The 21755-nt window shown below is 68.9% G+C and carries 22 protein-coding genes and 1 tRNA gene; 11 read left to right on the top strand and 12 right to left on the bottom strand.

The window, feature by feature from the left end; translation table 11 throughout:
- Positions 1-28 precede the first annotated feature (28 nt).
- Complete coding sequence (locus ACP699_RS03355) at positions 29-2203, bottom strand: ATP-dependent DNA helicase RecG (RefSeq protein WP_426169171.1); 2175 nt, start codon at positions 2201-2203, stop codon at positions 29-31.
- Between the two features lie 61 nt (positions 2204-2264).
- Between ACP699_RS03355 and rsmD the strand changes: the two genes are divergently transcribed.
- Positions 2265-2882 carry a 16S rRNA (guanine(966)-N(2))-methyltransferase RsmD gene (gene rsmD / locus ACP699_RS03360; RefSeq protein ID WP_288968972.1) on the top strand — a complete coding sequence of 206 codons (618 nt, stop codon included), beginning with the start codon at positions 2265-2267 and terminating at the stop codon, positions 2880-2882.
- On the opposite strand, the gene thiL is transcribed toward rsmD, so the two are convergent.
- Positions 2852-3847 (bottom strand): thiamine-phosphate kinase, encoded by a 996-nt coding sequence (thiL, locus tag ACP699_RS03365; protein ID WP_426169176.1) that lies wholly within the window; start codon positions 3845-3847, stop codon positions 2852-2854. The two genes, rsmD and thiL, sit on opposite strands and share 31 nt — an antisense overlap.
- 23 nt (positions 3848-3870) lie before the next feature.
- On the opposite strand from thiL, the gene ACP699_RS03370 reads away from it, so the two are divergent.
- A complete protein-coding gene (locus ACP699_RS03370; protein ID WP_055868572.1) occupies positions 3871-4353 on the top strand; it encodes a DUF3515 domain-containing protein in 483 nt (160 codons plus the stop codon).
- Positions 4354-4374: 21 nt separating this feature from the next.
- Here the strand turns inward: ACP699_RS03370 and ACP699_RS03375 are convergent, their stop codons facing one another.
- From ACP699_RS03375 to leuC, 6 genes are all read right to left on the bottom strand, one after another.
- Positions 4375-5457, bottom strand: a complete 1083-nt coding sequence (locus ACP699_RS03375) for a D-alanine--D-alanine ligase family protein (RefSeq protein ID WP_426169180.1) — start codon at positions 5455-5457, stop codon at positions 4375-4377.
- The gene (locus ACP699_RS03380; protein ID WP_031206191.1) at positions 5363-6496 is read right to left on the bottom strand and encodes an NAD(P)H-dependent glycerol-3-phosphate dehydrogenase; all 1134 of its coding nucleotides are present in this window, start codon (positions 6494-6496) and stop codon (positions 5363-5365) included. Before ACP699_RS03380 ends, ACP699_RS03375 begins: the two co-directional genes overlap by 95 nt.
- Entirely contained in the window at positions 6486-7250 is a 765-nt protein-coding gene (locus ACP699_RS03385; RefSeq protein ID WP_426169184.1) for a lysophospholipid acyltransferase family protein, read from the bottom strand. Before ACP699_RS03385 ends, ACP699_RS03380 begins: the two co-directional genes overlap by 11 nt.
- Complete coding sequence (murA, locus tag ACP699_RS03390) at positions 7247-8614, bottom strand: UDP-N-acetylglucosamine 1-carboxyvinyltransferase (protein WP_017830764.1); 1368 nt, start codon at positions 8612-8614, stop codon at positions 7247-7249. Before murA ends, ACP699_RS03385 begins: the two co-directional genes overlap by 4 nt.
- A 65-nt stretch (positions 8615-8679) precedes the next feature.
- Positions 8680-9276 carry a 3-isopropylmalate dehydratase small subunit gene (leuD, locus tag ACP699_RS03395; protein ID WP_400645268.1) on the bottom strand — a complete coding sequence of 199 codons (597 nt, stop codon included), beginning with the start codon at positions 9274-9276 and terminating at the stop codon, positions 8680-8682.
- A 3-nt stretch (positions 9277-9279) separates the two neighbouring features.
- A complete protein-coding gene (gene leuC / locus ACP699_RS03400) occupies positions 9280-10725 on the bottom strand; it encodes a 3-isopropylmalate dehydratase large subunit (RefSeq protein WP_055872626.1) in 1446 nt (481 codons plus the stop codon).
- A gap of 190 nt (positions 10726-10915) precedes the next feature.
- Between leuC and ACP699_RS03405 the strand changes: the two genes are divergently transcribed.
- Complete coding sequence (locus tag ACP699_RS03405; RefSeq protein ID WP_426169189.1) at positions 10916-12211, top strand: O-acetylhomoserine aminocarboxypropyltransferase/cysteine synthase family protein; 1296 nt, start codon at positions 10916-10918, stop codon at positions 12209-12211.
- Positions 12208-13521, top strand: coding sequence for an LLM class flavin-dependent oxidoreductase (locus tag ACP699_RS03410; protein ID WP_426169192.1), 1314 nt, complete (start codon positions 12208-12210; stop codon positions 13519-13521). Before ACP699_RS03405 ends, ACP699_RS03410 begins: the two co-directional genes overlap by 4 nt.
- Before the next feature lie 19 nt (positions 13522-13540).
- Here the strand turns inward: ACP699_RS03410 and ACP699_RS03415 are convergent, their stop codons facing one another.
- The gene (locus ACP699_RS03415; RefSeq protein WP_055872631.1) at positions 13541-14038 is read right to left on the bottom strand and encodes a DUF427 domain-containing protein; all 498 of its coding nucleotides are present in this window, start codon (positions 14036-14038) and stop codon (positions 13541-13543) included.
- A 36-nt stretch (positions 14039-14074) separates the two neighbouring features.
- On the opposite strand from ACP699_RS03415, the gene ACP699_RS03420 reads away from it, so the two are divergent.
- Positions 14075-14671, top strand: coding sequence for an LON peptidase substrate-binding domain-containing protein (locus ACP699_RS03420; RefSeq protein WP_055868587.1), 597 nt, complete (start codon positions 14075-14077; stop codon positions 14669-14671).
- Here the strand turns inward: ACP699_RS03420 and ACP699_RS03425 are convergent.
- Together ACP699_RS03425 and ACP699_RS03430 are read right to left on the bottom strand one after the other, a co-directional pair.
- Entirely contained in the window at positions 14634-14984 is a 351-nt protein-coding gene (locus tag ACP699_RS03425) for a DUF2834 domain-containing protein (protein WP_055872632.1), read from the bottom strand. The two genes, ACP699_RS03420 and ACP699_RS03425, sit on opposite strands and share 38 nt — an antisense overlap.
- A gap of 12 nt (positions 14985-14996) precedes the next feature.
- Positions 14997-16001, bottom strand: coding sequence for a TerC/Alx family metal homeostasis membrane protein (locus ACP699_RS03430; RefSeq protein ID WP_017830772.1), 1005 nt, complete (start codon positions 15999-16001; stop codon positions 14997-14999).
- A 287-nt stretch (positions 16002-16288) separates the two neighbouring features.
- On the opposite strand from ACP699_RS03430, the gene ACP699_RS03435 reads away from it, so the two are divergent.
- From ACP699_RS03435 to ACP699_RS03450, 4 genes are all read left to right on the top strand, one after another.
- Positions 16289-16849: an RNA polymerase sigma factor gene (locus ACP699_RS03435; protein WP_426169199.1), complete on the top strand. Its 561-nt coding sequence runs from the start codon at positions 16289-16291 to the stop codon at positions 16847-16849.
- Positions 16846-17985, top strand: coding sequence for a DUF4349 domain-containing protein (locus ACP699_RS03440; RefSeq protein ID WP_426169202.1), 1140 nt, complete (start codon positions 16846-16848; stop codon positions 17983-17985). Before ACP699_RS03435 ends, ACP699_RS03440 begins: the two co-directional genes overlap by 4 nt.
- Before the next feature lie 116 nt (positions 17986-18101).
- Positions 18102-18650 carry a helix-turn-helix domain-containing protein gene (locus ACP699_RS03445; RefSeq protein WP_426169205.1) on the top strand — a complete coding sequence of 183 codons (549 nt, stop codon included), beginning with the start codon at positions 18102-18104 and terminating at the stop codon, positions 18648-18650.
- Positions 18650-19891, top strand: coding sequence for an MFS transporter (locus ACP699_RS03450; protein ID WP_426169208.1), 1242 nt, complete (start codon positions 18650-18652; stop codon positions 19889-19891). The genes ACP699_RS03445 and ACP699_RS03450 overlap by 1 nt, the downstream gene beginning before the upstream one ends.
- Before the next feature lie 50 nt (positions 19892-19941).
- Here the strand turns inward: ACP699_RS03450 and ACP699_RS03455 are convergent.
- Positions 19942-20014: transfer RNA gene (locus ACP699_RS03455), tRNA-Glu, on the bottom strand.
- A gap of 162 nt (positions 20015-20176) precedes the next feature.
- Here ACP699_RS03455 and ACP699_RS03460 point away from each other — a divergent pair.
- Together ACP699_RS03460 and ACP699_RS03465 are read left to right on the top strand one after the other, a co-directional pair.
- A complete protein-coding gene (locus ACP699_RS03460) occupies positions 20177-20815 on the top strand; it encodes an MBL fold metallo-hydrolase (RefSeq protein WP_055872641.1) in 639 nt (212 codons plus the stop codon).
- A 2-nt stretch (positions 20816-20817) separates the two neighbouring features.
- A complete protein-coding gene (locus tag ACP699_RS03465; RefSeq protein WP_426169211.1) occupies positions 20818-21711 on the top strand; it encodes an aminoglycoside phosphotransferase family protein in 894 nt (297 codons plus the stop codon).
- Positions 21712-21755: the final 44 nt, after the last annotated feature.

The following is a 21755-nucleotide window of genomic DNA, read 5'->3' on the forward strand; positions in this document are numbered from 1 at the left end:
TTCCAGCCTAGGGCACGTCGGTTCCGGGTCAGTTCTTCGCCAGCGCCGCGCGATCCTCATCGCTCACACGCCGTGCGATCGCCTCGCGAAGGCCCGGGTGATCGGCCAGGTCGGGGTCGGCGGAGAGGATGCCCTCGGCCAGCTCACGCGCCCGGGCGATGAGGCCGGCGTCCTTGACGACGCGGAGGAGCTTGAGGGAGGAGCGGACGCCCGCCTGCGCCGCCCCGAGCACATCACCTTCACCGCGCAGCTCCAGATCGACCTCGGCGAGGGCGAAACCGTCGAGAGTCGCGGCGACAGCATCGACGCGGTCCCGCGCGAGCGACCCCGCCTCGGCCTCGGTCACGAGGAGGCAGAGCCCGGGGACGCCGCCTCGACCGACTCGCCCGCGCAACTGGTGCAGCTGCGAGACGCCGAACCGGTCGGCATCGAGGACGATCATCGTCGACGCATTGGGCACGTCGACGCCGACCTCGATCACCGTGGTAGCGAGGAGGAGGTCGATGTCGCCGCGGGCGAAAGACTGCATCACGGCGTCTTTCTCATCCGACGGCATACGACCGTGCAGCACGGCGCGCCGCAGCCCGCCGAGCGTCGGATGGGTCGCGAGAGCCTCATCGAGCTGGACGACCCCCCAGCGGGGCCCGGAGGCACCCTCGGGCGCGAGCGCGGGCTGCTCCCCCGCTTCGGCCGTCTTCTTGGTCGTGTCGATCGCCGCGCACACCGCGAAGACCTGCCGCCCCTGGGCGATCTCCTCCGCGGCCCGCTCCCAGACGCGATTGAACCACCCGGGGTGCTCCGCGAGCGGAGCCACGAACGACTCGATGCCGGCGCGGCCCGCCGGCATGGTGCGGATGACAGAGGTGTCGAGGTCGCCGAAGACCGTCATCGCGACCGTCCGCGGGATCGGCGTCGCCGTCAGCACGAGGGCGTGAGGACTCGAACCCTTCGCCCGCAGAGCCTCGCGCTGCTCGACACCGAAGCGGTGCTGCTCGTCGACCACGACGAGTCCGAGGTCGGCGAACGTCGTCTTCTCCCCCAGCAGGGCGTGGGTCCCGACCACGATCAGCGCCTGCCCGGACGCGACCCGCAGGGCGGCCTTGCGGCGCTCGGCCGCGGGCATCTGACCAGTCAGCAGCGTCGGCATCAGCAACGGCGCGAGATCGGGACCGAGCATCTTGGCGATCGAGCGCAGATGCTGACCGGCCAAGACCTCTGTGGGGGCGATCAGCGCGGCCTGGCCGCCGCTCTCGGCCACTTGCAGCATCGCCCGGAGGGCCACCAGCGTCTTGCCGGATCCGACTTCGCCCTGAACGAGACGGTTCATCGGCCAGGCACCGACGAGGTCAGCGGCGATCTGCCGTCCCACCGTCTCCTGATCGGGAGTGAGCGTGTACGGGAGGCTCGCGTCGAAGCGTTCCAGCAGCCCGCCCGCGCTCGCAGGCCGCGACGTGGCGGAGAGCGCACGAATCGCATCCCGCTGCTGGAGGAGCGCCGTCTGAAGGGTGAGCGCCTCATGCATGCGCAGGGTGCGCACGGCCGGGTCGATGTCGTTCCGGGTGCGGGGGCGGTGCACCAGTTCGAGAGCCTCGCGAGCGGTGAGCAGCTCTTCGCGTTCTCGGATCTCCGCGGTCAACGGGTCGGGGGCTTCCGCGAGGTCGTCGAGCACGCGACCGATGAGTCTGGCTATCTGCCAGGTCTGGATCGTCGAGGTCGCGGGATAGATCGGGATCGGCACGGCTGCGCGCGCGTCGGCACTGCGCCGAGCGGAATCATCATCGTCGAACAGCTCGTACTCCGGGTGCGCGAACTGCGTCACCCCGTTGAACTCCCCGACCTTGCCGGAGAACACACCGCGTCGTCCCACGGCGAGATCTTTCGACCGCCACTCGGCTGCGCCGACGTTCTTGGCGAAGAAGGTCAGCGACATGCGTCCGATCCCGTCGCCGATCACGACGTCGACCATGGCACCGGGCCGGTTGCGCATGCGACGGAAGCTCGAGGAGAGCACCTCGGCGACGATGGTGACCGTCTCTCCGAGGGGCAGGTCGCGGATCGGCGTGAGCTCGCCCGGGTCGGCGTAGCGGCGCGGATAGTGCGCGAGCAGGTCTCCGACGCTCTGCATGCCGAAGGCGCGACCGAGCGTCTTGGCAGACGCCGCACCGAGCGCATCCTCCAACGAGGAATCGAGCGTGAGCGACATGCTCCGAGTCTAGGGAACACGACGGACACAGCCGGCACGCCGGCTGTCGTATCGTGAACGGGTGACGAGGATCATCGCAGGCAGCGCCCGAGGCGCCCGACTCGAGGTGCCGGGCTCGGGCACACGCCCCACGAGCGATCGGGTGCGCGAGTCGCTGTTCGGCGCGCTGGAATCCCTGAGCGCGATCGAGGGCGCGCGAGTGCTCGACCTCTACGCCGGATCCGGCGCCCTCGGCCTCGAGGCGCTCAGCCGCGGAGCGGCGAGTGCCGAGTTCGTGGAACGCGCACGCCAGGCCGCGGCCATCGTCCGACGCAACGCCGCCGTCGTCGCCAAGGCGGGCGGTCTGCCGCCCGGTCGCGTCCACGAGAGCACCGCGCACGCGTTCCTGCAGCGCGCGACGGGACCTTTCGACCTCGTCTTCACCGATCCGCCCTACGATCTCGACGACACCGCCATGACCGCGGATCTCGTCGCGCTCGCTCCGCTGCTGTCGGCGGACGCCGTGGTGGTCGTCGAGCGGGCCAGCCGTTCCACGCCGCCCGACTTCGGAGCAGCGAATCTGGAGCAGTTCCGCGAGAAGAGCTACGGCGACACCACAGTGTGGTGGGCTGAACCCGCCCCGGAGGCGAAGGACTCCGAGCGGCTCGATCAGCCGGCGACCGAGTCCCAGTCCCGGTAGGGGTCCCACCCGGAGAGGTCGACAGGAAGGTCGTCGCAGAGCAGGTCTTCTTCTCCGCGAGCCCGAACCGAACCGATGACGCGGAATCCCGGCGGCAGCGTTCCCTCGGGGAACGTCGCGAGCAGCGCATGGTCCTCTCCCCCCGCCAGCGCGCGTTCCGGGTCGTCTCCGAGAAGAGAGCGGTCGAGGGCGATCGTGACGCCCGAAGCCGCGGCCATCCGTCGTGCGTCGAGAGCGAGCCCGTCGGAGACGTCCATCATCGCCGTGGCGCCCGCCGTGGCCGCGACCGCACCGAGGCCGATCGGCGGTGCGGGTCGAAGCTGTGCCGCCAGCGCCGCGCTCTCACCCGAAGCGAGGTTCGCCGGATCCACCGGCACGGGGACATCTCCGTCTCGGAACCGCCCGAACAGCACCGCGAGACCGCGAGCGGCGTGCCCGAGCTCCCCGGCCACCGCGACGACATCACCAGCTCGCGCACCGCTCCGCGTCACTGCGACACGCCCTTCCAGGTCGCCGAGCGCGGTCACGGCGACCGTCAGCACGTCGGACACCGTCAGATCGCCGCCGACCACAGCGCATCCGGGCGCGAGAGATGCACAGGCGTCGCGGAAGCCGTCGGCGAGGCGCTCGACGAACGACAGACGCAGCTCCCGCGGGACGGCCAGAGCGACGAGCAGCGCGGTCGGGCGGGCACCCATCGCCGCCACATCGGCGAGGTTCACCGCCGCAGCCTTCCAGCCGAGGTCGTACCCACTCGACCATGCGAGACGGAAGTCGGGACCGTGCACGAGCGTGTCTGTCGTCGCCACCACCGAGCCGGAGGGCGTGGCGATGACGGCCGCATCATCGCCCGGACCGATCAGCGTGTGCGAGGCCGCGGGGGTCCGGGTCAGGATCGCCTGGAGAATACGCCCCTCGGACACATCTCCCAGGCGCGGATCGTCGGTATCGGGTCGGGAGGGCATGCTGTCAAAGGTAGCCTGGAAGCATGCCCCGTTCCCGTCGCCTCGCTGTCCTCGCAGGCGCGGTGTCCCTGGCCGCGATGCTCGCCGGCTGCTCGACCACCGTGCACCTCGAACCCGCCGCCGATGCGAACAACCCCGCATGCGCGAACGTCTCCGTGCTGCTGCCGGAGACCGTCGGCGGATTCGATCGGGTCTGGACCGACGCGCAGGCGACAGGTGCCTGGGGCGACCCCACCGTCGTGCTGCGCTGCGGTGTCGAGCCCCCCGCACCGTCTGCACTCGTGTGCACCACCCTCGGCGGCGTCGACTGGTTGGTCCTCGAGCAGGAAGAGGAGCGTCAGAGGCTGGTCACGTTCGGACGCGACCCCGCGGTCGAGGTGACCATCCGCCGCGGCGAGCAGATCGACTTCCAGGCGATCGTCGACAAGATCTCCGCGAGCATCCAGTCCGGGCTCCAGCCCGCGACCGGACAGTGCACGGACCGCGTCGAGTTCCCCGCGAGCTGATCGCCGCGGGGAACCGCGCGCTCAGCGGCGCAGACCGGCTTCGACGAGCTCGGTGATCAGATCGCCGTAGCTCAGGCCCGAGGCGACCCAGCACTTGGGGAACATCGAGATCGGGGTGAAGCCCGGCATCGTGTTGAGCTCGTTCACCACGAGCTCGCCCGACGGCGTCAGGAACATGTCGACGCGGGCCAGCCCACGACCGTCGACGGCCTCGAACGCGCGGATACCCGCCTGCTGGATGGCCGCCAGCTCTGCGTCGGTCACCTCGGCCGGGCACACGACATCCACGCCGTCGCCGCCGAGGTACTTGCCCTCGAAGTCGTAGAAGCCCCGCGAGGTCAGCACGATCTCGCCGGGAAGAGATGCCCGGACCCCGTCGGCGCTCTCGAGCACCGCGACCTCGATCTCGCGACCGCTCACGCCGGTCTCGATCAGCACCTTGTCGTCTTCGGCGAAGGCCACGGCCAGGGCCGCGTCCAGTTCGTCGGCGGCTTCGACCTTGGACACCCCGACGCTCGAGCCCGCACGTGCGGGCTTCACGAACACCGGCAGGCCCAGCTCCGCGGCCCGCGCACGCACGACTGCGGCATCGCGATCCCAGTCCGTGCGGCGCACCGTCACCCAGGGAGCGACCGGGATGCCAGAGGCCTCGAGCGCGATCTTCATGAAGTGCTTGTCCATGCAGAGTGCGGAGTCGAGGACCCCACCGCCCGCGTAAGGGACCTCCAGCGTGTCGAAGAAGCCCTGGATGGTGCCGTCCTCGCCGTGCGGTCCATGCAGGATCGGCAGCACCACGTCGATCTCTCCCAGCCCCTCGACGGTGCCGTCCGTCTGCACGACGCGCAGCGTGCGGTCACCGCCCGGCTCCGGCCAGAGCACGCGGGTGCCGTTGTCGACCACTTCGGGGAGATGCGCCGCGTCGAGCGGGAACTTCGCGGGATCGTCGTCTTCGAGGACGAACGCGCCTTCACGGGTGATCCCGACCGGGATCACGGCGTAGCGGTCGCGGTCAATCGCGCCCAGCACGCCCCCCGCCGTTGCGGAACTGATCGAATGCTCGCTGGAGCGCCCGCCGAAGAGCACCACCACCGTCTGCTTGTCCATGGTTGGTCCTCTCACCCTGCGGGGTGTCGTCGTCCGTCGTCAGGTGCGGTGCGATGTCCCGCGGATTCATCTTGCCGTCGAGCACCATCTTCACCTGCTCGACGATGGGCATGTCGATCTCGGCCTCGCGCGCCAGCTGCAGGACGGGGGCGACGGAGGCCAATCCCTCGGCCGTCTGCTGCATCTGCTTCACGACGTCCTGGAAGCTGTAGCCCTGACCGAGCAGTCGCCCTGCGGTGTTGTTCCGGCTCAGCGGCGACTGACAGGTGGCGATCAGGTCGCCGAGTCCGGCAAGCCCCTGGAGCGTCTCGGGGTGCGCGCCGTTGGCCACCGCGAAGTCGGTCATCTCGACGAGACCGCGGGTGATGATCGACGCCTTGGTGTTCTCGCCGTAGCCGACGCCGTCGACGATGCCGATGGCCACCGCGATCAGGTTCTTCAGGACGCCGCCGAACTCCGTGCCGATCACATCGGTGTTCACGAAGGTGCGGAAGTAGCTGTTCCGAGCCGCGCGCGCGACGATCTCCGCCGTCTCCTGACTGCGCGAGGAGATCACGGCGGCGGTCGGCTGCTCGCGGGCGATCTCGAGAGCGAGGTTCGGTCCCGAGGCCACGGCGACGCGATCGGGGTCGCAGCGTAGCTCCTGCTGGATCACCTGGCTCATGCGCAGTCCGGTTCCGCGCTCGACGCCCTTCATGAGGCTGATGATCTTGGCGTCGCTGTCGGCGAGCAGCGGCCGCAGCGCCTTCAGATTCTCGCGCAGCGACTGGCTCGGCACCGACAGGTAGACCTGGTCCACGCCGTCCAGAGCGGTTGCGAGCTCGTGCGTCGCCGCCATCGTGCGCGGCAGGTTGATGCCGGGCAGATAGCGGGAGTTGCGCTTGGCCTCGTTGATCTCCTGGGCCAGCTCCGGGCGCCGAGCCCACATCGTCACCTGAGCGCCACCGTCGGCGAGGATCTTGCCAAACGTGGTTCCCCAGCTGCCAGATCCTACGACCGCGGCCCGCGGCCCGGCCGCAGCGGTTCTCTTAGGAGTCAAGGCGTCCGGTCTCCTTCTGTCCGTGGCTCGCGGGGTTCCAGCGCTCCGCGGGTGCCTTCTCGTCGCGCAGCTCTTCGAGGAGTGCGGTGATCGCGTTCATCAGACGGTTCGTCGCCTCGGTGAGCGCCGCAGGCTCTCCTGCCCGCTCGCGCAGATCGGAGACGTCGACGGGGTCGCCGATGAGCACTCTGACCGGCTTGCGCAGCGGCCACAGGCTCAGGCCCTTCTGGTAGCGCCCCATGATCGCCTGGGTACCCCACTGCGCCATCGGGATCAGGGGGATGCCGTCGGCGAGGGCCAGACGCACCGCGCCGGACTTGCCGCGCATCGGCCACATATCGGGATCGCGCGTGAGCGTGCCCTCGGGGTAGACGATCACGCCCCGACCGTGCTCGACGAGCTCTTCGGACTGCTTCATCGTCTGCCGTGCGGACGACGCCGACGACGTGCGCGCGACCGGGATCATCCCGGTGCGATGCAGGAACCAGCCGAGCACCGGCACCTTGAACAGGCTCTCCTTGGCCATGAAGCGCGGCGCGCGACCGGACCGCCACACGGCGACGGCGACGATGAGCGGATCGAACTCCGAGTAGTGGTTCGGGGCGAGCACGTACGATCCCTCGCGCGGCAGCTTCTCCGCACCGCTCACGCGGATCTTCGCGATCAGCGAGACGGGAGGGATGATCAGCGCGGCGAGCGGCCAGAAGATGCTCGGCCGCTTCGTCTCCGATGACCGGGACCTCACCGCGGTCACCGGATGACGTCGAAGTCGGCGCCGAGCGCGTCGAGCTTGGCGAGGAACTTCTCGTAGCCGCGGCTGAGGATGTCGACACCGGACACCTTCGACTCGCCGGTGGCCGTCAGCGCCGCGATCACGTGGCTGTAGCCACCGCGCAGGTCGGGAACCACGATGTCGGCGCCGTGCAACGGCGTCGGACCGGTGATGACCGCGGCCTGCTCGAGGTCGCGACGCGGAACACGACGCGGACCGTCCTGGAGGCCTCGGGGGTGCACGACGATGTCGGCGCCCATCTTGACCAGCGCGTCGGTGAAGCCCATGCGGTTCTCGTACACGGTCTCGTGAACCACGGAACGGCCGTGCGCCTGAGTCAGGGCGACGACGAGAGGCTGCTGCCAGTCCGTCATGAAGCCGGGGTGCACGTCGGTCTCGATCACGACGGGCTTGATCTCGCCGTCGCGACGGAACAGGATGCCGTCTTCCTGGATGTCGAACCAGCCGCCGGCCTTGCGGAAGATGTTGAGGAAGGTGAGCATCTCCTGCTGCTTCGCGCCGCCGACGAAGATCTCGCCATCGGTCGCGAGCGCGGCGGAGGCCCAGGACGCGGCCTCGTTGCGGTCGAAGATCGACCGGTGGTCGTAGCCGCGGAGCTTCTCGACGCCCTCGATCACGATGACGCGGTTCGGCTCGTAGGAGATGATCGCGCCCATCTTCTGCAGCACGGCGATCAGGTCCATGATCTCGGGCTCGATGGCGGCGTTGCGCAGCTCCGTGACGCCCTCGGCGCGCACGGCCGTGAGGAGCACCTGCTCGGTGGCACCGACGCTGGGGTACGGGAGGTGGATGTTCGCCCCGTGCAGGCGGCTTCCCCCCGTGGAGAGGCGGATGCCGCTGGGGAGCTTCTCGACGATCGCACCGAACTTGCGCAGAGCGTCCAGGTGGAAGTCGATGGGGCGGTCACCGATGCGGCATCCACCGAGGTCGGGGATGAACGCCTGACCGAGACGGTGCAGCAGCGGGCCGCAGAAGAGGATCGGAATGCGCGAGGCACCGGCGTGAGCGTCGATCTGCTCGAAGTGCGCGGATTCCACGTCGCTCGGGTCGAACACCAGCGAACCGGGCTCATCGCCTTCGGACACACGCACACCGTGCACCTCGAGCAGCGAGCGCACGACGGCGACATCGCTGATCGCCGGTACGTCGCGCAGGGTGCTCACGGTCTCGCCGAGGAGCGAGGCGACCATGGCCTTCGTCGCCAGGTTCTTCGCCCCCTTGACGTCGACCCGACCGCGAAGCGGGCGTCCGCCTCGAATGGCGAGGACGTCTCCGGTGAGTGCAGGGACTCCGTCCGGAAGAGCGTCGCGCACAGGTGTCGTCATTCGGAGCCTCACTTCATTTACGGATTTCGGGGGCGGGTTGCCCCTGGCTCCCCCGCCCCCACCGTCTACTGAACGGGAAGGGTTCGGGGCCGCCACGACTCGCGACGGGCCTCGAACTGCGCGATCTTGTCTTCGTTGCGCAGCGTGAGCCCGATGTCATCGAGCCCTTCGAGGAGCCGCCATCTAGTGTAATCGTCGATCCCGATCTCGGCCTGGACGTCACCGATCGAGGCGGTGCGCGCCTCGAGGTCGACGGTCATCTGGACCCCGGGATTCCGGTCGATCTCGGCCCAGAACCGCTCGAGATCCTCTTCCGAGATCGTCGCGGCGAGCAGCCCCTGCTTGCCCGAATTGCCCCGGAAGATGTCGGCGAAGCGCGGGCTCAGCACGACTTTGAAGCCGAAGTCCCGCAACGCCCACACCGCGTGTTCGCGGCTCGAACCGGTGCCGAAATCGGAGCCGGCCAGGAGCACGGAGGCCCCGTGGAACGCTGCCTGGTTGAGCACGAAATCGGGATCCTGGCGCCATGCATGGAACAGCGCGTCCTCGAATCCGGTCTTGGTGACGCGCTTGAGGAACACCGCAGGGATGATCTGATCGGTGTCGACGTTCGAACGCTTCAGCGGAGCGGCGATACCGGTGTGAGTGGTGAACTTCTCCATGATTCAGAACCCTTCCGTCAGGTCGCTCGGGCTGGACAGGGTGCCGCGGATCGCGGTCGCTGCGGCGACGAGAGGTGAGACGAGATGCGTGCGCCCTCCCTTGCCCTGGCGTCCTTCGAAGTTGCGGTTGGAGGTCGAGGCGCAGCGTTCGCCCGGAGACAGCTGATCCGGGTTCATGCCCAGGCACATCGAGCATCCCGCGAAACGCCATTCCGCCCCGAAGTCCTTGATCACCTTGTCCAGGCCCTCCGCCTCGGCCTCCAGTCGCACCCTTGCCGATCCGGGCACGACCATGACGCGCACGCCGTCGGCCTTCTTCTTGCCCTCGATGATCGACGCGAACGCCCGGAGGTCCTCGATGCGGCTGTTGGTGCACGAGCCCATGAAGACCGCGTCCACCGGAACCTCCTTGAGCGGTGTCCCCGGCTTCAGGTCCATGTACTCCAGCGCCCGCTCCGCGGCTGCGCGCTCATTCGGGTCATCGATCTCGGCGGGGTCGGGCACGGCGGCCGAGAGGGAGCTGCCCTGACCGGGGTTGGTCCCCCACGTCACGAACGGCTCGAGCTGGTCGGCATCGATGAACACCTCGGCGTCGAAGGTCGCGCCCTCATCGGTCGGCAACGTGCGCCAGTAGGCGACGGCGTCTTCCCAGTCCTGCCCCTTCGGCGCGTGCGGGCGACCCTCGAGGTAGGCGAACGTCGTCTCGTCGGGGGCGACCATGCCGGCGCGGGCCCCTGCCTCGATCGACATGTTGCAGATCGTCATGCGGCCCTCCATGGAGAGCGCGCGGATGGCGCTGCCGCGGAACTCGAGCACGTAGCCCTGTCCCCCGCCGGTACCGATCTTCGCGATCACCGCGAGGATGATGTCCTTCGCCGTCACACCGGGGCGCAACGTGCCCTCGACGTTGATCGCCATGGTCTTGAAAGGCTTCAGCGGCAGGGTCTGCGTGGCCATGACGTGCTCGACCTCGCTGGTGCCGATACCGAACGCCATCGCGCCGAACGCGCCGTGGGTCGAGGTGTGCGAATCGCCGCAGACCACGGTGATGCCGGGCATGGTCAGCCCGAGCTGGGGCCCGACCACGTGCACGATGCCCTGCTCCGCATCGCCGAGCGAGTGCAGACGCACCCCGAACTCGGCGGCATTGCGGCGCAGCGTCTCGATCTGCGTACGGCTGGTCAGGTCGGCGATCGGCTTGTCGATGTCCCACGTCGGAGTGTTGTGGTCTTCCGTCGCGATCGTGAGGTCGAGGCGACGAAGCGGCCGCCCCTCGCTGCGGAGGCCATCGAAGGCCTGCGGGCTGGTGACCTCGTGCACGAGGTGCAGGTCGATGTAGATGAGGTCCGGCTCGCCGTTCTCGCCCTTGACGACGAGGTGGTCGTCCCAAACCTTCTCGGCGAGAGTCCTGCGGCGTGCGGAATCGGCACCGTTTGCGGGGGTGGTCATTGCGTGTCTCCTGTGGCTGGCGGTTCGGCCCACGATGGACTCCGCGACGAGGAGGGGCTCAGAACGAGGTCTCGTCGCGGCGCCTAAGAAGAAGGAGCACGGTCCGCATGACGTCAGATTACCACCGCTGAGACGTGCTCCGACCCGTCATGACACTCTGTTGAGCACCCGAACGACCGAGAGGCACCGCATGACCGTCGACACCGCCCGCTTCGCCACCCGTGCGGTCCACGCGGCGAGAAGCCGGGAGACGGCCAGCTCCCGCGCGACGCCCATCTACCTGACGGCGGGTTTCGAGTTCGACGACTTCGATCACGCGGCCGACCACTTCAGCACCGGCACCGGCTTCGGCTACACCCGCACAGGGAACCCCACGGTGCGCGCCGTGGAACGCCAGCTCGCAGCCCTCGAGTCCGGCGCCGACGCCGTGCTCGTGGCCAGCGGCCAGGCAGCAGTGGCGACGGCCCTCCTGACCGTCGCCGGCGCGGGCGATCACGTCGTGTCGTCCACCCACATCTACGAAGGCACCAGGGGCCTGTTCCTGGACAACCTCGCTCGACTCGACATCGAGACCACGTTCGTCGACGACATCGCCGATGCGGATGCCTGGAGGGCGGCGATCCGCCCGAACACCCGCGCGCTGTTCGCCGAGTCGCTCGCCAACGCCCGCAACGATGTGCTCGACGTCCGCGCCATCAGCGACGTCGGCGATGAGCACGCGATCCCACTGATCGTCGACAACACGCTGGCGACGCCGGCACTGCTGCGTCCTCTCGAGCACGGCGCGGCGATCGTGGTCCATTCCGCGTCGAAGTTCCTGGCCGGGCACGGCTCCGTGCTCGGCGGCGTCATCATCGATGACGGGCGCTTCGACGCCGCTCTCGCTGGCCACAACGCGCCCCATCTCGTCCTCCCCGGCCGGGGGGATGCACCCAGCGTCTTCGCCCGCCACGGGGGCCGCGCCCGCATCGCCTACGCCCGCGAATCCGTCGCCCCGCGATTCGGCGCATCGCCGTCCCCTCTCAACGCCTTCCTGATCGGACAGGGCGTCGAGACGCTCAGCCTGCGGGTCGAGCGACAGTCTCGTAACGCCCTGCAGATCGCCCAGTGGCTGGAACGGCACGAGGAGGTCGAGAGCGTCGACTACGTCGGGCTCCCCTCGCACCCCGACCACGAGGTCGGCAAACGCTACCTCGACGGCGGGTCCGGATCGATCTTCACCTTCGCTCTGCGGGGCGGGCTCCCTGCGGCACGCCGATTCGTCGAGCATGTGCGGGTCTTCACCCACATGACCCACATCGGAGATGTGCGCTCTCTGGTGCTGCACCCCGGGACCACCAGTCATGCCCAGCGCACCGAGGAGGAGCGCGAGGTTCTCGGCGTGCGGCCGGGCACTCTGCGGCTGTCGATCGGCATCGAGGACGTCGACGATCTGATCGCGGATCTGTCCCGCGTGCTCCAGAACGTGCGGGAGACGGTGGCATGAGCCGCCCTCAGCACTTCGGCTGGTTCCTCGCCCGCGGCTTCGGACCGCAGGGCTGGGGCTATCCGTCCCTCGAATGGGACTACGACTGGACGCGCCCCGAGATCTATCAGGACGCCGCGCGCACCCTGGAGCAGGCCGGCTTCGATCTGGTCATCATCGAGGATGCGCCCTCCCTGGGATCGCCTTCGACGATCGATCTGCGCGTCCGGCACGCGTTCGGCGGGCCGAAGCACGACCCGCTCCTGCTGGCTCCCTATCTGTTCCAGGCGACCAGGCACCTGGGCGTGGTGCCGACGGTGAATCCCGCGGCGTACCTCCCCTACACGGCCGCCCGGCAGTTCGCGACGCTGCAGCACCTCAGCGGCCATCGTCTGGGTCTCAACGTGGTCACCGACACCGGCAGCGCACGGCACTTCTCCGCGGCCCCGCAGCTCGGGCACGACGAGGCCTACGACCGCGCCGAGGAATGGCTCGACGGCATCCGCGCCCTCTGGCGCAGCTGGGACGACGGCGCTCTCCTCGCTGATCGGGAGACGGATGTCTACGCCGACGGCACCCGCCTGCGTGCGGTCGAGCATCGCGGTGAGCACTTCGCCTTCGACGGCCCGCTCAACGCCGTGCCGTTCACCGACGGGGACCCCGCGATCGTCTCACCCGGCGGCTCGGGCCGAGGGCTCGGCTTCGCCGGCGCGAACTCCGACGTCCAACTGGCTCTGGCGCCGCTGAACGAGAAGTCCGTGCGGGACTACCGCGCCAAAGTGCACGACGCGGCGACCGAGAGAGGACGACGTCCGGAGGACATCAAGATCCTCTTCGCCATCCAGCCCGTGATCACCCCGTCGGTGGAGGAGGCCGACCGCATCGTGGCCGCGTCCGCACACCCCGACGATGCCGCGCTCGTGCAGATCGCCCGCAAGCAGTCGAGCGACCTCGAGACCGATCTCACGTCGCTCGACCTCGACCGTCCGCTCGACCTCTCTGTCTTCGGTGCGCACGTCTCGCGCGGCAGCATCCAGCGTCTGATCGGCGACCGGGGCGAGGAGGCGCCGCTGCGCGCACACCTCAGCGCGCTCGCCCGTGCGGGTCGGATCTCGGACCGCACCGGCTTCGTCGGAACGGCCGAGGAGTTCGCCGACCTGATCGAAGAGCTCGGCGAATGGGGCAACGACGGCGTCCTGCTGTGGGGCGACTTCCATCCGGTCACCCTGCACCGCACCCTCGACGAGCTCGTGCCTGTGCTCCGCCGGCGAGGCGTCCTTCGTCGTGAATACGCGGACGGCGGCCTGCAGGCGAACCTGCGCGCGTTCTGAGCGGCGGTCAGGCCGAACGTCACCAGCCCATGGAGCCGGGAACGCCCTTGAAGGGACCGACGACCCAAGACGTCACCCACCCGCCGTAGAACCCACCCGGTTGCGGGACCGCGACCTCGTCCCCGACGGTGCACTCGTCCATCGGCGCCGCGTACACGGCGACCCGGTCGGTCAGCGCCTCGAAGCCGGGAGACGGGTGGGGATAGTTCCAGGCCGCTCCAGGGCGAAGGGTGTCTCCACCGCGCACATCGAAGTAGCGGGCGGTGCCCTTGAACTCGCAGAACGAGGCGCCGGGGGCCTCCACCAGCGCACCGGGGATGAAGTCGGCGATCGGAAGGTAGTACACGGGAGGGTGGCTGGTCTCCAGCACGCGCACGGCATCGCGGGTGTCGGCGATCAGGTCACCGCCGAGGCGGATCGTGATGCGTTCGGCGACCGGTTCGACGCGCGGCGGCCTCGGATAGTCCCAGACGGATTCCTGCCCGGCGGACGGGGTGAGGGGGCGAGGTCTGCGCATCTGTTCACTTTACGTCTCTCGGTGTTGACTGGTGCCATGACCGCCATCCCGATGTTCCCGCTCGGCTCGGTACACTTCCCGCACACCCCGCTTCCGCTGCGCGTGTTCGAGCCGCGGTACCTCACGATGATCGGGCGGCTCCTGGATGAGGAAGACCCGCGGTTCGGTGTCGTGCTCATCGAACGCGGCCATGAGGTCGGCGGTGGCGATCGGCGCAGTCGCATCGGGACGATGGCGCGGCTGGTCAGCGTCTCCGCGGGTGCCGACGCTCTGCTGGCCGTCGCCGTCGGCACCGATCGTTTCACGGTCGATGAGTGGCTGGATGACGACCCCTATCCCCGCGCCGAGGTCACGCCACTGCCCGAGCTCGACTGGAGCGACGAGCTCACCCCGCTGCGCACGCAAGCGGAGGCGATCGTGCGACGGACACTCGCCCGCGCGCCCGAGGCGCAGTGGGATGCCGACACCGAGCTCTCGGACGATCCGATCGCCGCCGCGTGGCAGCTCGCCGCGATCGCTCCCCTCGGCGACTACGACAGATACGCGCTGCTGCAGTCCGCCACGGTGGGGGCGTTGCTTCGTCAGATCATCGACCTCACGCTCGACGCCGAGCTTCTGTGGTCAGACGGGTGAGGTGGCGCTGGCGCATCGCCAGGAAGAGCGGGAAGGTGAAGGCGAACGCCGTCACTCCGGACAGCACGACATAGAGCCAGCCCCTCCGCATCCCGATCCGTCGCGCCTCGACGATGATGAACACGCTCCCCGCGATCGCCACGATCAGGAGATCGACCGTGATCGACGACACCGCCGGACCGCTGCCGACGAGATCGCCGACGAAGTCCACCATCTGCGTGATGGCCAGCACGTTGAACGTCCAGGTGCCGATGAGACCGACCACCGCCAGCACGAGATAGACGACGGCGAGGGGTGTCCAGTGACGGGTCATGCCGCCATGATCTCACTCCACGGTCGTCGTGGACCTCGCCGCGCGCTTCTCGCGGGACGAGGCGATCAGGCTGGCGACGGTCGCGATGGTCATCGAAGCGAGGATCACGCCGAGGGAGACCATGTTGCTGATGTCGGGCACCCACTCGACGTGCTCGCCGCCGTTGATGAACGGCAGCTCGTTGACATGCAGAGCGTGCAGGATCAGCTTGACGCCGATGAAACCGAGGATGACGGCGATGCCGTAGTGCAGGTAGCGCAGACGGTCGAGCAGGTCGCCGAGCAGGAAGTAGAGCTGGCGCAGCCCCATCAGCGCGAAGATGTTGGCCGAGAAGACGAGGAAGCCGTTGGTGGTGATCTCGAAGATCGCGGGGATCGAGTCGATCGCGAAGATCAGGTCGGTGACACCGATGGTGATGAAGACGATCACCATGGGCGTCCACATGCGCTTGCCGTCGACCGTGGTGCGGATCTTGGACCCGTCGTACGTCTCGCTGATGTCGACGCGGCGACGCAGCAGGCGGACGATGAAGTTCTCGCGCTGCACCTCGCCCTCGTGATCGCCGTCCGGCATGGCCTGACGGATCGCCGTCCAGATGAGGAAGGCGCCGAAGATGTAGAAGATCGGCGAGAAGTTCTCGACGATCGCGACGCCGGCGAGGATGAACAGGCCGCGCAGGATGAGCGCGATGATGATGCCGACCATGAGCACCTGCTGCTGCAGCCGCCGCGGCACGGCGAACTGGGCCATGATCAGGACGAAGACGAACAGGTTGTCGATGGAGAGGCTGTATTCCAACGCCCATCCGGTGATGAAGTCACCCGCGTTCTGCCAACCTCCGACATTGCCGAGGAGCACCGCGAACAGCAGCGCGAGCCCGACGTAGAAGACCACCCAGAGAGTGGACTCCTTCGTCGACGGGATGTGCGGCCGCAGCCGGATGAGGAGCAGGTCGCCGATCAGGATGATCGTGAGGACGACCATCGAGGTGATCTCGAACCAGACGGGGATTTCCAAGGGCGCACTGCACCTTTCGCGGAGGGGTCGGGAATGAGTCGAAAGTCTCTCCCCCGCACACAGGTGCGGCGCGCGCCCGGAGCAGCGATGACGGTGCTCGTGATGACGTTACGCGCGGATTCGGGATACTCCCTCTCGCCCGGGCAATGCTACCGGAGCCGTGGCATCAGTGGGAACGGATGTCGTCGGAAACTCCCTGCGGCCCGCACGCAATCCCCTGCACCGGATCTGAGACGATGGGGCATCGATCGACACTCTCCTCGTGAGAGACACCGAACGGAACCAGGATGCCCCTGCAGACAACTGATCAGAGATGGGCGGCGCAGGCCGCGGCCGGCGACGAGAACGCCTTTCGCGAGCTGTACCGCGCACACGTGCGTCCCGTGTACTGGATCGCGCAGGGCATCCTCGCCTCGCCGTCCGACGCCGAGGATGTGACCCAGGAGACGTTCGTCGTCGCCTGGCGGAAGATCCCCGACCTCGAGCTCCAGGGCGAGTCGATCCTGCCGTGGCTGGCCACGATCTGCCGATTCCAGGCAGCCAACCGGCTCCGTCAGCGTCGGCGCGATCAGGCGCACACCGCCGAGGCCGCGGACGAGACCCTGCTGCCGGACACGGTGAGCGTCGAGGAGCAGGTCATCACGGCCGAGCTGGCGGCGCGGATAGCCCGAGAAGTGGGCACGTTGAGCGAACTCGATCGTGAGATCTTCCGTCTGTGCGCGTCTGAGGGCTATGCCTATCAGGCGGCTGCGGAAGAGCTCGGGGTGACCCACGCCGTCGTCAGGAACCGTCTCTCTCGAGTACGCACGCAGTTGCGTGGCGCCGTGACGGAAGTGAGAGACGCATGAACGACAAGACCAGCGGCAGCGACCTGCCCGCCCTCTCGGACGAGGCGATCGCCCGTATCGAAGACGCCGTCTTCGCCGAGATCGCCTCCGAGCGCGCGCCGGCGCGCCCGGCCGAGGCCAAGTCCCGTGCTCGTCGGCGGCGGTGGCTCACCGGCGGCGGCATCGCCGCGGCCTTCGTGGTCGGCGTGCTCGTGACGCCCCCCATCCTCGGCGCCGCAGGCGGGGGAACCTCCGTGACGGCCGAAGGCATCGGCTTCTCCAGCGGCACGGTCGCCGACTCCGCGCCCACATCGCCCGAGCGGCTCACGGGCGTGGCTCCCGAGTCGCTGTCGGACGGTGGCGCCATGAGCTCCGATGCGAACGCGGCGACGCTCCCCGGTGCCGCTGACGCGGAGAGCGGGCGCGAGATCATCGCCACCGCGCAGGCGACCGTTCAGGTGAAGAGCATCCCCGAGGCGGCGACGGCGATCGCGGCCCTCGCCGAGGAGCACGGCGGCTACGTCGAGAGCACGGAGATCGGGAAGTCGGTCCCGCTCGACGGCCGCACCGATCCCGCCACCGACACCGCCGATTCGGCGTACGGCTGGGTCGGCATCAGGGTGCCGTCGGCGGATCTTCCCGACGTGATCGCCGCCCTCGCCGACACCGGAGAGGTGCTCTCGTCGTCGACGTCGAAGCAGGACGTGACGTCTGCCGCGATCGATCTGCGCGCCCGCGTCGATTCCACGAAGGCATCGGTCGAGCGGCTCACGCAGCTCATGGCGCAATCGGGAAGCGTGTCCGAGCTGATCGAGGCCGAGGTCGCACTGACCGACCGCCAGGCCCAGCTCGAATCCTACGAACAGCAGCTCGCCGCTCTCGACGACCAGGTCGCGATGTCCTCCCTGCAGGTGCAGCTGACGAAGGCGAGCGCACCGACGACCGCTGACCCGGCCGGCTTCGGCGACGGCCTGCTGGCCGGCTGGAACGGTCTCGTGGTGTCGCTGAACGCACTGGTCATCGCCCTCGGCTTCATCCTCCCGTGGCTCGCACTCGCCGGGGTGGTCGTGCTCCTCGTCTGGCTCCTGCGCCGGACGCGTCGCAACCGCCGTGACGCCGCGGGATCCTCAAGCGGGACATCAGTCGAAGAGAACTGACGCCGCCCCTTAGGAGAAGGCTCGCCCGGATGCTTCCGGGCGAGCCTTCTCGTTGATATTCCGAGGTATACAAGAAGTCTTGTGCGTCTACCACCGCGGGATTAGCGTCTTCTCCCGTGGAAGACATCTCCGTGATCACCGCCGTGCATCACCCGCTGCGCCGACGCATCTACGACTATCTGCTCCTGTACGGCACGGCACAGGTCACCGCGATCGCCCGCGCACTCGACAGTCAGGTCGGCAGCATCAGCCATCATCTGCGGATGCTGGAGCGCGCAGGCGTCGTCGAACGCGCACCGGATCCCGCCGGTGACAAGCGCACCAGCTGGTGGAAGGTGGCTCGACGCGGGTTGACCTGGTCGACCGACGACTACGCGGACTCCCCCGCCGATGCCCTGCTCGCGCGCGAAGCCCAGCGGCAGGGCATCCGGATGCAGATAGACCGGCTGCAGCGCTGGCACCGCAGTCGCCGAGACCCCGCGTACGCGGGATACGACGGCTCGAACACGGAGACGACCGCCTGGGCGTCGCCCGACGAGCTGCGCGACCTCTCCGCGCGGATCCTCGGGGCGATCCGCGAGTGGCAGGAGGGCATCGACCTCGACGACGGTCAGGAGCGCGTCCCCGTCTTCGTCTTCGCGCACGCCTTCCCCACGGAGCCGTGATGGCGACGGTCAGCGATCCCGTCGAGGTGACCGCGCCTCCTGCGTTCCGCCGGGACCACCTCGCGCATGCATGGATCGGTGTGAAGGCGCTCTCCGATGCCGGTGACGCCCTGTGGACGATCGCCCTCGCCTGGACGGCCGTGCAGGTCGCCTCCCCCGCGGTCGCCGGGCTGATCGTCGCCGCAGGAACGGCGCCCCGCGCGGTGATCCTCCTGTTCGGAGGGGTGATCGCCGACCGTGCGGACGCCCGCCGCATCATGCTCGCGTTCAACGTGCTCCGGGTCGGTGTCCTGGTCGCCGTGGCCGTGTGGGTGCTCACGACACCGCCCTCGGTCGCGGTCCTCCTCCTCGCCGCCATCGCCTTCGGGGTATGCGATGCGTTCTACGAACCGTCAGCCGGCACGATCGCCCGCCAGCTGGTCAGAGCCGCCGATCTTCCGGCCTACGGAGCTGCGGCCCAGACGGCGTCACGCCTGGGGACCATGGGAGGTGCAGCGATAGGCGGGTTCGTCGTGGCGCACGCAGGCCTTGCCGCAAGCGCGTCGGTGAACGCCCTGACCTTCACCGTGGTGGTCGCCTTCATCGCGATCTGGCTGCGCCCGCGCTTCCGCCTCGCCCGCGCGGAGAAGGAGTCCGCGCTGCGCGGCATCGCCCGCGGGTTCACCCATCTCTCCGTGAACCCCACGACCCGCACGCTCGTGATCGCACTGTCGGGGTTGAATCTGGCGGTCGGCCCGGCGATCGGGCTCGGACTCGCCCTCCGTGCTCACGACGAGGGGTGGGGCGCTCAGGCGGTCGGGCTCTTCGAAGCGCTCCTCGGTGTCGGCGCGGCGCTGGGGGCCGTCTCGGTGGCGAAGTGGCGGCCACGTCACGAGGCGCGCGCCGGGTTCTGGGCGCTGGTCGTGCAAGGGGCAGGCATCGTGGCGCTCGGGTTCGGTCCGGCCTGGACCGTCGCTGCAGCCGCGTTCGTGATCGGTGCGACCGCGGGATACGCCTCGGTGCTGCTCAGCGCCACCTTCTCAGCGACCGTCGACACGGCCTACCTCGGCCGGATGGGCGCGCTCACGCGCCTCGGCGACGACTGTCTGATGCCGCTCGCGATGGCCGGCTTCGGCGCTCTCGCATCGGCAACGACCGTCGGGGTGCCGTTCGCACTCTTCGGGGGCGCGATGATGGCCCTGATGATCCTGCCGTTGAGGAACCGGACGTTCCGCACCCTGTCCTTGAATCCCCGGCACTGAGGGGGAGAAACAAGAAAGCCTCCGGCGAACCGGAGGCTTTCTCTGTTGTGTGACCCCAGCGGGATTCGAACCCGCGTTACCGCCGTGAGAGGGCAGCGTACTAGGCCGCTATACGATGGGGCCGTCTGGCGGAACGTTTCCGTCCCGCGACAACCGTTCAAGTATGCCACGGCGATTCTCACTGCGCCAAATCGACGCCACCCTCTCCTGAATCCCGGGCGTGGCGCACCGAATCCGACGCCGAATACGTTTGCCGTGGGCGAGCGGAAGGAGTTGACTCTTCCCATGCGCGTCACCAAGTTCGAACATGCCGCCCTCCGTCTCGATGCGAACGAGAAGACCCTTCTGATCGACCCCGGGTCGTTCACGACGCCCCTGAACGACCTCGCCGATCTGGTCGGGATCGTGATCACCCATGAGCACCCGGACCACTGGACGGCCGACCACTTCGACAGACTCCTGCGCGCGGCACCCGGCACGCCGATCTTCGCCCCCGCCGGGGTCGCCCGCGCCGCAGAGGGATACGACATCACCGTCGTCTCTCCCGGCGACACCGTCGACGTCGGCGGATTCACCCTGCGATTCTTCGGGGGTACCCACGAAGTCATCCACTCCTCCCTCCCGACCGTCGAGAACGTGGGCGTGCTCGTGAACGACGAGCTCTACTACCCCGGCGACTCCTACGCGGTCCCCGAGGGCGTCGCGGTCGGCACTCTCGCCGCACCGCTCGGCGCTCCCTGGCTGAAGATCGGCGAGGCGATGGACTTCGTGCTCGCGGTCGCCCCTCGTCGCTCCTTCGGGACCCACGACATGACGCTGTCGGTGATCGGGAAGAACATGCACAGGCAGCGGCTGCAGTGGGCAACGGAACAGGGCGGCGGCGAGTTCTTCGTGCTGGAGCCCGGCGACTCCCTCGATCTCTGAGCATGGCGGACTCCCCCGGCGCGGAGGTAGCACTCGATGAGCGCGACGTCCGCGAACTCGTCCGCACCGTCGCACCGGAGCTGGCGGCACTTCCGTTGACGCGGTCTGCCGAGGGATGGGACAACGTCACCTGGCGTCTCGGGGCGGATCTCGCGGTGCGCATCCCCCGCCGACTCCAGGCGGCGCCGCTGATCCGGCACGAGCAGCGTGCGCTCCCCTTGATCGCGATGCACCTGGCCGCGGCGAACGTCCGCACGCCCCTACCGGTGTTCGCAGGTTCGCCGACCCCGCACTTCCCCTGGCCCTGGTCGATCGTGCCGTGGTTGCCCGGCGGCCAGGCTCTCGGTCGCCCCCGTCGGGACAACACCGTCTGGGCCGCTCAACTCGCTGCCGTCCTGCTCACCCTCCACCGGGATGCACCTGCAGACGCACCCCGGAACCCGGTCCGCGGGGTGCCGCTGGCGGTGCGTGACGACAGCATCCGCTCCCGCCTCGCAGACCTTCCCGAGACGATCGCCGAGAATCTCGCCGATATCTGGCAGACCGGGCTCGACGCCGCCCCCGCGACCGAGTCCGTCTGGATCCACGGCGACCTGCACCCCGGGAACATCCTCGTCGACGGTGATCGGCTGTCGGCTCTGATCGACTTCGGCGACGTCACAGCCGGCGACCCGGCCTACGACCTGGCCGCAGGATGGCTCGCCTTCGACGCGGAAGGCCGACATGTGTTCCGCCGAGCCACGGGACGCCGATACGACGAGGAGACCTGGGTGCGGGCACGCGCCTGGGCGGCCGCGATCGCGATCATCCTCTGCCATTCGAGCGATGACCGCCCCGATCTGCGCGCGCTCGGGCACGAGACATCCGCTCAGCTGCGGACGGCCCCGACGACCTGACGCCGCGCGCCTGTGAGCACTCCGCTCACCCGCGACCACACCCG

This window comes from Microbacterium sp. DWRC1-3, from assembly GCF_049896645.1.
Lineage (GTDB): Bacteria > Actinomycetota > Actinomycetes > Actinomycetales > Microbacteriaceae > Microbacterium > Microbacterium maritypicum.

Excerpts from the sequence above, each read along its gene's own strand:
- thiL (WP_426169176.1), bottom strand. The coding sequence starts at position 3,847 with ATGCCCTCCCGACCCGATACCGACGATCCGCGCCTGGGAGATGTGTCC.
- ACP699_RS03355 (WP_426169171.1), bottom strand. The coding sequence starts at position 2,203 with ATGTCGCTCACGCTCGATTCCTCGTTGGAGGATGCGCTCGGTGCGGCG.
- ACP699_RS03465 (WP_426169211.1), top strand. The coding sequence starts at position 20,818 with ATGGCGGACTCCCCCGGCGCGGAGGTAGCACTCGATGAGCGCGACGTC.
- ACP699_RS03440 (WP_426169202.1), top strand. The coding sequence starts at position 16,846 with ATGAACGACAAGACCAGCGGCAGCGACCTGCCCGCCCTCTCGGACGAG.
- leuC (WP_055872626.1), bottom strand. The coding sequence starts at position 10,725 with ATGACCACCCCCGCAAACGGTGCCGATTCCGCACGCCGCAGGACTCTC.
- ACP699_RS03435 (WP_426169199.1), top strand. The coding sequence starts at position 16,289 with ATGCCCCTGCAGACAACTGATCAGAGATGGGCGGCGCAGGCCGCGGCC.
- ACP699_RS03375 (WP_426169180.1), bottom strand. The coding sequence starts at position 5,457 with ATGGACAAGCAGACGGTGGTGGTGCTCTTCGGCGGGCGCTCCAGCGAG.
- ACP699_RS03460 (WP_055872641.1), top strand. The coding sequence starts at position 20,177 with ATGCGCGTCACCAAGTTCGAACATGCCGCCCTCCGTCTCGATGCGAAC.
- ACP699_RS03370 (WP_055868572.1), top strand. The coding sequence starts at position 3,871 with ATGCCCCGTTCCCGTCGCCTCGCTGTCCTCGCAGGCGCGGTGTCCCTG.
- murA (WP_017830764.1), bottom strand. The coding sequence starts at position 8,614 with ATGACGACACCTGTGCGCGACGCTCTTCCGGACGGAGTCCCTGCACTC.
- ACP699_RS03425 (WP_055872632.1), bottom strand. The coding sequence starts at position 14,984 with ATGACCCGTCACTGGACACCCCTCGCCGTCGTCTATCTCGTGCTGGCG.
- ACP699_RS03405 (WP_426169189.1), top strand. The coding sequence starts at position 10,916 with ATGACCGTCGACACCGCCCGCTTCGCCACCCGTGCGGTCCACGCGGCG.
- ACP699_RS03420 (WP_055868587.1), top strand. The coding sequence starts at position 14,075 with ATGACCGCCATCCCGATGTTCCCGCTCGGCTCGGTACACTTCCCGCAC.
- leuD (WP_400645268.1), bottom strand. The coding sequence starts at position 9,276 with ATGGAGAAGTTCACCACTCACACCGGTATCGCCGCTCCGCTGAAGCGT.
- ACP699_RS03450 (WP_426169208.1), top strand. The coding sequence starts at position 18,650 with ATGGCGACGGTCAGCGATCCCGTCGAGGTGACCGCGCCTCCTGCGTTC.
- ACP699_RS03410 (WP_426169192.1), top strand. The coding sequence starts at position 12,208 with ATGAGCCGCCCTCAGCACTTCGGCTGGTTCCTCGCCCGCGGCTTCGGA.
- ACP699_RS03415 (WP_055872631.1), bottom strand. The coding sequence starts at position 14,038 with ATGCGCAGACCTCGCCCCCTCACCCCGTCCGCCGGGCAGGAATCCGTC.